The sequence below is a fragment of the Ruminococcus sp. NK3A76 genome (genome assembly GCF_000686125.1).
Lineage (GTDB): Bacteria > Bacillota > Clostridia > Oscillospirales > Ruminococcaceae > NK3A76.
The window spans coordinates 523033-535255 of the sequence record NZ_JMMA01000002.1 but is presented as its reverse complement, the minus strand read 5'-3'; the positions used below and the strand labels follow the sequence as shown (position 1 = coordinate 535255).

General features: G+C 47.9%; 14 protein-coding genes. 1 reads left to right on the top strand and 13 read right to left on the bottom strand.

Annotated features, from left to right (window positions below; genetic code table 11):
• Positions 1-255 precede the first annotated feature (255 nt).
• On the top strand, positions 256-555 hold the full coding sequence (locus CD05_RS0102630; RefSeq protein WP_028509189.1) for a hypothetical protein: 300 nt from the start codon (positions 256-258) through the stop codon (positions 553-555).
• Positions 556-612: 57 nt separating this feature from the next.
• Here the strand turns inward: CD05_RS0102630 and CD05_RS0102625 are convergent, their stop codons facing one another.
• The 13 genes from CD05_RS0102625 to CD05_RS0102565 all read right to left on the bottom strand — a co-directional run bounded on the left by CD05_RS0102625 (position 613) and on the right by CD05_RS0102565 (position 12150).
• Positions 613-1887 carry an O-acetylhomoserine aminocarboxypropyltransferase/cysteine synthase family protein gene (locus CD05_RS0102625; protein ID WP_028509188.1) on the bottom strand — a complete coding sequence of 425 codons (1275 nt, stop codon included), beginning with the start codon at positions 1885-1887 and terminating at the stop codon, positions 613-615.
• 8 nt (positions 1888-1895) lie between these two features.
• Positions 1896-2318, bottom strand: a complete 423-nt coding sequence (locus CD05_RS0102620) for a hypothetical protein (RefSeq protein ID WP_028509187.1) — start codon at positions 2316-2318, stop codon at positions 1896-1898.
• A 36-nt stretch (positions 2319-2354) separates the two neighbouring features.
• Positions 2355-3035 carry a DUF4253 domain-containing protein gene (locus tag CD05_RS0102615; RefSeq protein WP_028509186.1) on the bottom strand — a complete coding sequence of 227 codons (681 nt, stop codon included), beginning with the start codon at positions 3033-3035 and terminating at the stop codon, positions 2355-2357.
• A gap of 10 nt (positions 3036-3045) precedes the next feature.
• Positions 3046-3273 carry a hypothetical protein gene (locus CD05_RS0102610; RefSeq protein WP_028509185.1) on the bottom strand — a complete coding sequence of 76 codons (228 nt, stop codon included), beginning with the start codon at positions 3271-3273 and terminating at the stop codon, positions 3046-3048.
• 20 nt (positions 3274-3293) lie between these two features.
• On the bottom strand, positions 3294-3746 hold the full coding sequence (locus tag CD05_RS0102605) for a hypothetical protein (RefSeq protein ID WP_028509184.1): 453 nt from the start codon (positions 3744-3746) through the stop codon (positions 3294-3296).
• Entirely contained in the window at positions 3718-4422 is a 705-nt protein-coding gene (locus CD05_RS0102600; protein ID WP_198021563.1) for a signal peptidase I, read from the bottom strand. The genes CD05_RS0102605 and CD05_RS0102600 overlap by 29 nt, the downstream gene beginning before the upstream one ends.
• A gap of 8 nt (positions 4423-4430) precedes the next feature.
• Positions 4431-6683 (bottom strand): DUF2357 domain-containing protein, encoded by a 2253-nt coding sequence (locus CD05_RS19395; protein WP_051588781.1) that lies wholly within the window; start codon positions 6681-6683, stop codon positions 4431-4433.
• Positions 6684-6718: 35 nt separating this feature from the next.
• The gene (locus tag CD05_RS0102590) at positions 6719-7333 is read right to left on the bottom strand and encodes a hypothetical protein (RefSeq protein WP_028509182.1); all 615 of its coding nucleotides are present in this window, start codon (positions 7331-7333) and stop codon (positions 6719-6721) included.
• 14 nt (positions 7334-7347) lie between these two features.
• Positions 7348-8931 (bottom strand): hypothetical protein, encoded by a 1584-nt coding sequence (locus CD05_RS0102585; protein WP_028509181.1) that lies wholly within the window; start codon positions 8929-8931, stop codon positions 7348-7350.
• A gap of 16 nt (positions 8932-8947) precedes the next feature.
• Positions 8948-9631, bottom strand: coding sequence for a signal peptidase I (locus CD05_RS17165; protein WP_051588780.1), 684 nt, complete (start codon positions 9629-9631; stop codon positions 8948-8950).
• A gap of 29 nt (positions 9632-9660) precedes the next feature.
• Positions 9661-10374, bottom strand: a complete 714-nt coding sequence (locus CD05_RS0102575) for a hypothetical protein (RefSeq protein ID WP_242841221.1) — start codon at positions 10372-10374, stop codon at positions 9661-9663.
• A 10-nt stretch (positions 10375-10384) separates the two neighbouring features.
• Positions 10385-11113: an EAL domain-containing protein gene (locus CD05_RS17160; RefSeq protein ID WP_051588779.1), complete on the bottom strand. Its 729-nt coding sequence runs from the start codon at positions 11111-11113 to the stop codon at positions 10385-10387.
• A gap of 221 nt (positions 11114-11334) precedes the next feature.
• Complete coding sequence (locus CD05_RS0102565; protein WP_028509179.1) at positions 11335-12150, bottom strand: hypothetical protein; 816 nt, start codon at positions 12148-12150, stop codon at positions 11335-11337.
• Between the last annotated feature and the right edge of the window lie 73 nt (positions 12151-12223).

Genomic DNA, 12223 nt, shown 5'->3' with positions numbered 1-12223 from the left:
TTAAGTATGTGGTATTATTTTGGCAAAGGAAGGCAGACGTGCCCCTTTGACATATAAGCCGTGACAGAGAGAAATACCGTTCACGGCTCCGTTCCCCCTCTTAGTGTACAAGACCATTACAAACAACTGATGACGCAAAAGATCGCCGCCTGGGAAACGGGCGGCAATTTTTTGTAACTGTCCAAAATTTTGCATTGACAGCTTTGGCAACTCGTGTTATAATAGCCTCAGAAAAAGCAGACAGGAGGTGCTGTTATGAGCGATGATGATAAGATGTTTTTGGAGTTTATGGACTATCTGGCTTTTGAGGAGTATCAGAAAGAGCAGGAAAAGCAAAACGGCGGCAGCCCTGTTTACCGCCCTGTAAAGCCTGCAAAGAAGTCGATATTCTCACAGCTCAGCGGCGGCGGACACATAATTGCATTTCTGGTCATTCTCTTTATTGTTTTACCGCTGACCGTGATACTGCTTAACAAACTGCTTGACGGCAACGACCTTGTACCTTTGTTTGCGTTTCTGATAATATGGCGGCTGTTATGCAAGCTGTCGGACTGATAGAAACACCCCCGGGTTTATAAAAAACCGGGGGTGTTAGTTTATTCAGATATTATCTCAGATCTTATCCAGTGCCTGCCTGATGTCCTCGATAAGGTCGTCAGCGTTCTCCAGGCCTACAGAGAGCCTGATAAGGTCGGGTGCTATGCCTGCCTCTAACAGCTGCTCGTCTGTCATCTGCCTGTGTGTGTGGCTTGCAGGGTGGAGCAGGCAGGTGCGTGCATCTGCAACGTGTGTAACTATTGATACGAGCTTAAGGCTGTCCATGAACTTGATGCTTTCTGCTCTGCCGCCCTTGATGCCAAAGCACATTACGCCGCAGGAGCCGTTCGGGAGATACTTCTTTGCAAGCTCATAGCTCTCGTCGCCCTCAAGCTCGGGGTACTTTATCCATGCGACCTTATCGCTCGACTTTAAGAACTTAGCTATCTTAAGCGCATTCTCGCAGTGTCTCGGCATTCTTACATGGAGCGATTCAAGGCCTAAGTTGAGGTAGAATGCATTCTGCGGTGACTGTATAGCGCCGAAGTCTCTCATAAGCTGAGATGTAGCCTTTGTGATGTATGCGCCCTTGCCGAACTTCTCGGTGTAAACAAGGCCGTGATAGCTCTCGTCGGGGGTTGTGAGCATCGGGAACTTCTCCTTGTGAGCTTCCCAGTCGAAATTGCCGCTGTCAACTATACAGCCGCCGACACCTGATGCGTGGCCGTCCATATACTTGGTCGTCGAGTGAGTTACAATGTCTGCGCCCCACTCTATCGGGCGGCAGTTTACAGGTGTTGCGAAGGTATTGTCTATGATGAGCGGAACGCCTGCCTCGTGTGCGATCTTTGCAAATCTCTCGATATCGAACACATCGCAGGTCGGGTTTGTTATAGTCTCGCCGAAAACAGCCTTTGTGTTGGGCTTGATAAGAGCCTTTATCTCGTCATCGGACATCTTTGCGTCAAAGAATGAGCACTCGATGCCCATTTTCTTCATTGTCGTGCCAAAGAGGTTGAATGTGCCGCCGTAGATAGACGAGGAAGCTATAAAGTGGTCGCCTGCCTCGCAGATATTGAATATCGCAAAGAAATTAGCAGCCTGGCCTGACGATGTCAGCATAGCAGCAACGCCGCCTTCGAGTGCGCATATCTTGTTTGCTACCGCATCGTTTGTCGGGTTCTGAAGGCGTGTATAGAAATAGCCCGATGCCTCTAAGTCAAAGAGCTTGCCCATAGCATCGCTCGTGTCATACTTGAATGTAGTTGACTGATAGATAGGCACCTGTCTCGGCTCACCCTGCTTGGGCTGCCAGCCTGCCTGAATACACTTTGTTTCGATCTTGCTCATTGTTTTAATTACTCCTTTGTTGTTTTATCTTTATTAACGGCTTTAATGCCGGAATAAATATGTCCAATAATGCTTTTCAAGCATATAAGTATTATAGCTATCATAAAAGGAAGCCATAAATACACTTTTGCATCTAACGGACTGTTATGATGCTTAAATCCATAGCATATTACATATATACAGAAACAAATCACCCATAGCCTTGCTATATAAAATGCAAAACCTTTATAAATTAATCTTTCCTGCTCTCTTGGATAAATAAAAAGAAACAGCTCAAAAAAAGCAGGAATAAGTACTGAAATCATTAGTATTGTTTGCGGATTTGAAACGTTCCATCTTGATGAAACTTTATGAAACATAAAATAATAGATAGCATCGAACACCAAAACCGCTGTCCAAAATGAAAGGGTGTTTTTTTCTTTTTTGTCCATAGTTATTGTTAACTCCGTATTGCCAACACCAAATGGCTAATCCCACCAGAAATACCACACGGTAGAAACGCTCAGATCACCCGCAAGCTCACCGATAGTGCCCGATTTGGTACACTGTGTCACCCTGTCAGAGCAGAAAAGATACTGCTCAACAGCCACCTGTGATGCGTCCTCTCTCGGTATGGGCTTGGGGAGCACCAGCTCTAAGGTGTCGTGTGTTATCGCTGCCGGCACTGCGCCGTACTGCTCGTACCAGTATTTTAAAACTGCTGCCATATCGTCAGGCGTGGGGCAGTCGTTCCAGCCGCCGAAGGGCACCAGAAGTGCTGCTTCCCACGGCTTGTCTGTCGGCAGATGTATCATGACGCACTCGGCAAGCTCGCCTGACTCATAGTCGGTCATAGACACCATGAGGTCATTCGCATCGCCCTGCGTCATAGTTCCTATAAACTGAGAATAGTCGTCACAGTTCTCCTTCGCTGCGGAAAAGAACTGCCTTACATCGGGCAGCTGCTCTGCATCGTAGTCCTGCCCCTCCATGTCTTCAAGATAGTCTTCAAGCCTGTCCTCTATAGGTATTATCACCGGGATAAAGCCCTCGGCCTTGCCCCTCTCGTATTCCTTCCTCCAGAGCTCCATAAGCTCCTTAGGGGTAGTCCAGAGGGGTATCTTGTCATATTCATAGCCCAGATAATCTGTAATGTTTCTCTCGCTCATAGTATAACACCTACTTTATCGAGTCGAGCTTTTTCTGCAGCTCTATCATATGGTTACGGCAGGCGGTTATCTCGCCTGTGTACTTGTTGAACCACTCAACGTCGTTCTCGTTAGGCGTTTCCTGCAAAAGCACCGCCTGAACGAGCGCAGACTGGGAACGTGAACGCTTGCGCTCTATCTCCTCTATCGTCTGCTGACAGATCTTTATTTCCTTTTTCAGCTTGCTTTTTTCACTCATGTATATCACCTTCTACAAAATTAATTACCTTTTTTGTTGACCGAGTCGATTATCTCGTCGGCCTTGTCATACCCCTTGTCAAGCCCCTGCTGCATATCAGCCACAGCTTCTTTCACATCTTCGAGCTTGCCTGTCATCTGCTCGGGGTATTTGAGCAGGCAGGTGTACAGCTCGTTTACCGTCTTCTGCCTGTCAGTAAAATTATCTATCAGAAAAGCAAAGGAATCGGCAGTTGACATATCACAGACTATCCTTGTATAGCGCATATCCTTGTCGCCCTCGGCTTTGATGTAGGAATCTATGTCCTCAGTCACATTTCCGAGCGCTGTTGAATACTGCTCACGGTATTTTTCCTGCACAAGGTTCCTTTCGTCGATGTAAAGCCCGATGAACACGAGCATTCCAATCGTCATGACTATGGCAAATATGATAGCGCTTATCATCTTACGCCTCATTATCGCTTCCTGTCCCATCAGGCTCCACCTCCCCTGCTTTATCATTCTCGGCCTGCTGCCGCAGGCGTTCTTTTTCCTTTTCTATCTCTTCTCTTATAAGCTTTTGTTTGAGCTCTTCATCAGTCAGCCGCTGCTCTGCCCTGCTTTTAATGAACAGCTTCATCAGCGTCTTGACCTCATAAAGCGACACAAGTGCAAGCGGTATCATCACAAACACCATTATCAGCTTCTGGGGGCTGCCGAATGACCCTATCAGGTCAAACACCCTTGCCCTGCCCGCATATCTGCCCTCGATATCAGAGGGCTTAACGGGCTCTTTATCGGCTGTGGGGTTAGCATCGCCCTTTGTTTCAAAGCTGCCGTCGGCGTTTTTGGCTATTATGCGGTGAGTAACCAGCTTGCCGTTTATATCCTCCTCGTGGGAGGTGAATGTTATTATATCGCCCTCTTTGAGCGTATCGGGGTCGCATTTCTCAATGAAAATGTGGTCTCCCTCGCTGATAGACGGCTCCATACTGCCTGTGACTACCACAAGCACGCTCTTGCCGAAGAAGCTTGCCGACTTGCCGTGGTGGCTCTGATACATAGTATAGCCTATCACGATAACAAGCACGGCGATAACAGCTGTTAGCGCTATATCGAAGGCTTTAGTCAGTCTGCCTTTTGTATTTGCTGTATTTTCGGCGCTTTTCAAGCCTTCGCTCATCTCCTTCGATGCTTGAACTTAAATTCCTCGAGCCACCTTCTAAATCTCTCCGCAAGAGATACGTGATACTCCTTATACAGGCGCTTCATCTCTGTATCAATAGCACGCTGCTCCTCTGCGGTGCGAACAGGCGGCTTGTATACAGGCCTCGGGCTGTTCTTGCGCTCTTTCTTCTTTTTGCGCTTGAACTTGATATCGCCGATCTTTCGCATAAAGCGATACTTGAATGTCTGGGCATACTTTTTGTAGTAGCCCTCCATCTCGATATGCTTTGCCTGCTCGATCTCTCTTGCCTCGGCCTCGGCCTTGCGCTTTGCAAGTTTCTCTCTGAGGTCGGGGTTGTCTGTATCCTCGGGTATTATACCGAATACGAATGCAAGTATATATCTTATCAGACGTGGTATAGCGTATATCGGGTTCTTGGAGTATTCCTTGTATATCTCCCGGAAAGGCTTGCTCTCAAAGCGCTGTCTTTCGGCCTTGAGACGCTCGGCACGCTCACGCTCCCTGCGCTCCTTCTCACGCTTTTGCTGTTCGAGCTTCATTCGTGCAGCAATAGCTCTCGGGTCTTCTACCTCCTCAGGCTGCTCCTCGTTCTCGGCAGCCTCCTCCTCGATATCGTTCTTTACTTCTTCTATCTCCGCCTCGGTAACTTCCTCGTAGGCCTTCTGCTCCTCGGCTTCCTCTGCCGCCTGAGCTTCTTCCTCTATCTGCTCGGCAGCCAGTCCCTCGGCCTCGCCAAGCTCGGTCATTACCTGCAGCTTTTCCTGCCTGATACGCTCTCTTTCGGCGGCCTCGGCCTCCTCCTTCTCCCGCTTCAGGCGCTCTTCTTCTTCTCGTTTGCGCTCCTCTTCGAGCCTTGCAAGACGGATCTCCTCCTGCCTTGCACGCTCCTTTTCGGCTTCTTCCTGCTCACGGCGCTTCTGTTCGAGCATCTCACGCAGCTGGCGTTCTTCCTCCTGCTGCTGCTGCCTGATACGCTCCCGCTCGGCCTCTTTGGCTTCTTCTATGCGCCTGAGCTCCTCCTGGCGGGCAAGTTCCTCCTGGCGCAGGCGCTCGGCTTCTTCCTCGGCCTTTATGCGCTCCTGGCGAAGGCGTTCCTGCTCACGCATATAATTGCGCTCTATCTCGATTACCTTGGACACCTGGTCTATAACGCCGCTGACGTCCTCAGGCATCTTCTTTATCAGCTTCTGGTCGCTGTCTGCCGCAAGATAGCCGGCTGCGGCCTCTGTCTGTATATCATAGGTGCTCGCAAGCTCCTTGTCAAAGTGCTTTAAGAACCTCGGCTGGAGCGAGCGCTGCTTGACGGTCTTCATCTCCTCTAATTTCTTGTTGCCGTTTTCTGCATTGTACGAGCGGAAAAGCAGCAGGCTCATGATGACGACCTTGTAGAAATCCTCTACATACTTGATATCCGGCTTGACGGCTGTGTTCTGCACGTTTATCTCGTAGCCGACCTTGTCGTAGCTCTCGATATACTGCCATAGCGTCAGGCAGGCTTTGAGGTCAACGTTTTTCATGATAGCGTTTGTACGCATGACAGGCGGTCTTATATAGGTGTTGCCCAGTGTCAGGCAAAGCTCCGAGCCCTTGTATTCCTCGATTATCTTTTTGAGCTTTTCAACTCTCTGCCACACTGTCAGGCCGCTCTCATTGACCTTGTCAAGACTGTCTATCGTCTCGATATTTATATTTATCTTCATCTTGCCGCCCGAACCGTCGTCGATGTCGGTGTCGTAGCCGAGAGAGAGCACTTCCTCGTCCTTGGCCACCTGGGCGAGCTTTTCGTATCTTCTGTTTATGAATATATACAGCCTGTCTACGAGGGTGTTTACAAACTTGTTCTCGTAGGTCATAAGGCTTTCTTCCTTATACACATTGAGTATCTTGGAAGGGGTTATGCGCCCTGTCTTCTTGTCGATGCTCTGTATAAGGTCTGTGTGCTGTGCTAAGTGCTTTACGCTCTCGACGGTTATCTTGCGTGAGAGGGCTATCGGCACTACCTCCTCAACGTCCTCAATGGTACGTCTTGGGTTTCTTATCACGTTATCAACGTGGAAAAGGCCGTTTTCTATCGTTTCTACCCACGATACGTCTATCGCCTTTTCCATTATCTTGCGGTTGAATGCAAAATTATTTCTGCTTGCGTGAAGAAGCGAGTCAAGCGAGGCAAAAAGCTCGTCGTCGCCCATATCCTTTACAAAGCTCTTGAATTCCTTTACCCATTGCTGCTGCGAGCCTGCCATAGCCTTACTCACCTCCTTGAATTAAGTCTTTTATATCAGTCCTTGCTTTCTCCCCTGTCAAAATGCAGGTAAGAGAGCACCCCTATCGGGAAAAAGTATATGCACCAGAAAAGCAGCGCTATACTGCCGCCGTTTCCGCCGTCACCGTCCGCCATTGAGAGAAACATTCCCGTCATAGGCATTATAAAGCAGCTGAGGAAGAATACCCCGTGTATCATCATAAGTGTTCTGAGCCACTTATCCTTTTTGTTCTCGGGCTTTACAGTCAGCCCGATAAAGAATGTCGAGAGCGCCATCATGCCGTAGCCCAGCAGGTCGTAGTTGAACATCAGCCCACCGTTTTTATAGTCGAGTATCTTCTGCGCCTGCCCGGACAGGTCTTCAAGCCTGACGCTCGTTGTCTGCGAGTAGTATACAAGCAGTATCAGCGTCATATACACCGCCGCAAGGATCATGCCTATGTTTGCGGCCACCTTCCTGTCTTCATCGCACTCATGCGCAAAGCCTGCCGCCGTCATGACATAGCCTATAGGCAGGAACATACACACAAAGTACGACCCGAAGGAAAAATCCATTATTATAAACAGTGCAAACAGCGCCACCGTAACTGCGGTGAGCATTGCGCCTATTTTTGATAGTGTTTTGTTCATTGCGGTACACCAGCTTAGAATAATTTCTGCAGCCTCTCCAGATAAGCTATCGACTCGTTCATCTTGTTCTTGCCGAAGGATTTTGTGATGTATACGCAAAGCTCACGCAGCTCCTCACGAAGCATGGCAAGGTTCAGGCTCTCAAACTTTCTGAATATCTTGGTAGCAAGAACATAGTCGATACCGTCAAGCTCCTCGCCGCCGCAGGCAACGTATACAGGCACAAACAGGTTCATCTGCTTTAAGATTCTGTTACCGAATGCCACACGCAGCTTTTCTATTACCCACAGGTCGAGCTGCTGAATCTTCTTTAAGTTCTCCTGAGATATCGGGTACTTCTCAAACGCCTCGTTGAACAGCTTGTCAAGATGATCAAAGCCCATATTGATAGGCGGTGTGTCGGGCGCTTCAAACGGTATACCCTTTGCATCGAGGTTTATCGGCTGAGCACGGTCGTAGACCTTATCTGAGATAGCGTAGGTCGAGTCGTCGTTATTAGCAGTACCGATGTACCAGATGTTCTGCGGTATCTTTATCTTGCCGTGGTCGAGGTTCACAGGGTCGGTGCTCCATGCGTTGGGCACGATGTCGAGCTCCCACTCGTCAGCGTTAGGCATTTCAAGTATCGAGAGCATCTCTGCGAAGTAATACTCTATACGTGCAATGTTCATCTCATCGAGGAGGATAAGGTTGATATCGTTGTTGAAGCTCGATGAGTATATTCTCTTAAGTGTCTCAGTCTCGTTGAAGTTCTTGGTGAATTCGTTGAAGTAACCGAAAAGCTCAGTTCTGTCACGCCATGAAGGCTGTACGGATGCTATGGTAGTGTCGTGCTGTAAGAACTTACCGAACGAGTAAGGAAGCGAGGTCTTACCTGTACCGGAGATACCCTGTAAGATTATGAGCTTTGTAGAAGCCATGCCCGCAATGAAGAGGCGTATGGTCTTGGGCTCATAATACAGGTGCATACGGGAGCAGGCGAAGTTGCGGTATCTCTCGCAGAACTCCTCGAGTGTTATGGTGTTGTCATACTCAGGCGGCGTGTAGGTCTTGTAGAAAGCATCGACCTCCATGAGCTTTGAGAAACGCCTGTCTGTCGTCTGAATGATACCGTCGTCAGCCACAGCCTCAGCCTGAGGTGCCATGCCCTCAGCGCCTGCGGCCTCGCCGTCAAGCATCATCTGACCGTCACCGAGAGCCAAGCCGCCCGACATAGGAACGCCCATCTGAGCTATCTTCATAGCCATGATCTCGTCCTTCTCCTTGGTCATTTTGAGCACTCTGCGCTGGAGCAGAGCTATCTCCTCCAGAAGATCCTCATTCGAGACGATAGAATGCCTGAAACGGACGTACTTTCTGAGTGCGAGTATTATCATAAGTGCGATTATCACAAAGATAGCCACGACCACGATAATAGACAGCACAGCCAGTATCCACGCCAGAGCACCGAACTCGGTAGAGTAGCTTTTAAATATACTTATGTAGTTTTTGATGTTGAATATCTGCTTTATACCGCTCCACAGGCCGCCGAAGATATCGGCAAAGCCCTTTAGCATCTCGGATATAAAGACAAAAAACCATTTTAAGAATGCATTCATAGTCTTCTCCTAAGTCTTACTTCTCCTGACCGTCAGATGTATCATCTGCACCGGTGCTGTCTGTATCCTCATCGCCGTTTTTCTTGTTCTGCTCGGCGAGATATTCCTCTATTGCTCTCTTCTTTATAGCTTCCTCATCGGCCTCTGTGAGCACCGGCTTCTTGACCTCTACCAGCGTCACTATGAACTTATACAGCTCAAACAGGAAGAAGAGTATCATCGGTATCACGATGCAGATAAAGAAGCCCTTCTTGGTGCGCAGAAAGTCCATGACCTTTCCGCCGCCGCCTATTTTCGTGTCGTTCCACCTGCCGATAATATCAGCCGGGAGCACAGGGTCTTCGTCATTTATCTCGTTGTTATCGCCCTTCATAACGAAGCTCCTTGATGACTCGAACTCGTTGATGCTCACTATTCGGTGGGTGTTCTTGACACGCTTGCCGTCGATTATCGTCCAGTAGGTGATAACGTCGTCCTCTTTTAAGTCGTACAGGTCATCGACCTCTTTTATGATGATAAGGTCGCCCTTTTCAAAGGTCGGCTTCATCGAGTCGGACTCGACTGTGAGTGGTATATACCCGAAGACATCAGCCGTATCGCCGTTTCTTGACGACGAGAAAACTATTATTGTCACAAGCAGTGCGAAAAGCAGTATCACCCACGCTATTATATTAACTATTATCGAAAGCGCCTTTTTCATACAGATTATGCTCCCCTATTTATAATTTATCAGGTCGATTCTACTATCCTGAAATCCATGCCGAGCTTAAGCGTGCCGCCTATAAGCTCATCTGTGCAGTCGGGGTCGTTGCCCTCGAGCCATACGACTACTGTGTACTTATCCTTGCTGCCGGGCTTGAAGCCTTCCTTGCCTGTTGTCATTACGATATTCGAGGTGTCGAACTCCTTGTCGCAGTCGCCCTCGATGCCCTCGCCGCTCGACTTGGTCTTGCCGTAGACGGTCTTTTCGCCGTTGATATACACAGCTATGCGTATCGCCTCGTCAAGGTCGTTTGTGACATTGTCAAGTGTCATCTCGCCCTCGTAGGAAAGCGTATCATCGCCCGAGTTTATCAGGTAGAAGGTATATGCGATATAGTTTTCGCCGTTATGCGAGCCGTTGACACTGTCGATATTCTCCGGCAGGTCTTCGCCGCTGATATTGGTCATATCATAGATGATATCAGCATTGAGCACCGACTGTGTTCTTTCCCAGTCGGGGTTTTCCGAAAGGGTCAGCCCCTGCTTTACCATATCGTATTTATTTATCCTGACAGTAAAGCTCCCGTACTTATCATAGAAATATGCTATCGCATACGCTATAGAAACTATCGCAATAAGAATTATAGCGAGCAGGCCGAGCACACGCATCAGGATAACGTGCCGCTTGACCTCCTTTGCTGTTCTGCGAAGCTCCAAAACATCTCTCAGCTTTTCGTCCATAGGTTACTCCTCATTCCTGGGTATCTTCTTCTGCATCGTCGCCACGGCGTCTGACGTAGCGCTCCTGCGTATATTTTCCTGCAAGCGTTCCCGTGCAGTAGTTGCATTCAAGCTCAAAAAGCATCTCTGCCTGCGAAGCGTTGACCACGCTGTCGGCTATAGGCTCAGCGCCCATATCCTTTGCAAAGGCTATCATTGACTTGACGGCATTGTCAGCTCTTGAATCACGCCCGAGGTATGTAGTCACCTCGCCGCTCATAAGCACATAGTCCACCGCAAAATCCGACAGCCTCATCATAGGCGTTGAAGCCGCACCGAAGTTTTGCAGCATAAAGTGGAAGCCCCTGTTTCGCAGCTTCTGTATATTATCAGCCGCAGCGCCGCTTGTCTCGGAAAGCAGCTTGTCAGGCAGTTCAAAACACAGGCGGTTTGAATCGACCTTGTATCTTTCCATATATCCGATAATGCCACGCTCCGCCTTTTCCTCTCTTAAGTAGTTGACCGGCATATACACGCTCAGCCAGCGAAACGGCACATCTCTGTCTTCAAATTTCTTTATAGCGTCGAGCGCCTGCACGAGTTCAAGCCCGAAAAGCGCCACCGACTGGTTTGTAAAATCGCACAGCTCCCTGTACGCTTCGGGCATCAGCACGCCCATGTCAGGAGTGTTGAGCCTTGTCTGCGTCTGCAAAAACGCCGCCGAGCCGCTTGATATCTCACGCACGTTCCTGTAATACATTTCAACTGCCCGAAGGCCTCCTACCAGCGTTTGTCCGGCCACGTTTAAACACCCCTTTCAGCTGTTTTATAAATAGAAACAGTTAGCCAATTCTATTATACTACAAATTCACGAAAATGTCAATTAATTGTAAGGATTTTATTGTGCGTTTTCTGTAGAAAAAAGGCATAAAAATATCCCCCTCGAGAGAGGGGGATATGGTATTTCTCATTTCAAGGTAATCATGTACCTGTCGGAGTATCTGTTGTGAATTCAATACTTACAGACTTGTTTGCAAAATCGCCAACATTATCAGTCTTGCATGCTGCATCTTCACCATCAAAATAAATATAAACCTGCACATCCTCAGCAGTAGTTGTAACGTCGTTAAGTATTTTTGCACCAGTAGTATTGACACTTACAAATGTTATTGATTCATTTGCTTCAAGAGCATCATCATCAGCTGTAGCAGCTAAAATGGTTTCCGACCCTGTATGCTCACCTATAGGTGCAAAGAACAAGGTTGCATCTCCAGACTTAATCATTACACGCATAGACGGATCATAATTTTCTTCTGTACCCCTTGTTACTGTAATGCTTTTAACATAAACTGCTTTTTCATCACCAGTTGATTTAATCTGGAATTTGTTTGTTAGATAATAACTGTTTGTTGTATCATTAGTAACAACTGTATATCCTGCATCTGTATAGTCCTGACCATTATTTGACACCTTACTTGCTGCATGGTACCAAGTGGTTCCAGCCGAAGTAAAAGTCGGAAGCAACTCCGCAACAGTGCTGCCATTAACGTCAGCTGCTGAAGCATTTGCTGTATTGCTGAAAGCTGAAGCCGTTGGCGCAGTCCATGTGCTGTTGCTTTGTGTATATGCAGCAATCAAAATACCGTCTTCACTTTTAGCTTTTAATTGCATATTAGTAACCGAAACTTCCTTATTCATCGAAAACCATGCATAAGTCGATGTAGCCAGCATTGCAGCTGATATAGCGAGCATTCCTGCTGCCGATAACAGCTTCATTTTTGTACTGTTCTTTTTCATATTATCATTCCCTTTCCTAAAATTTCAATTCTATAGGCAGTATCACGGCACTTGCCGCTTTATTATATAATAC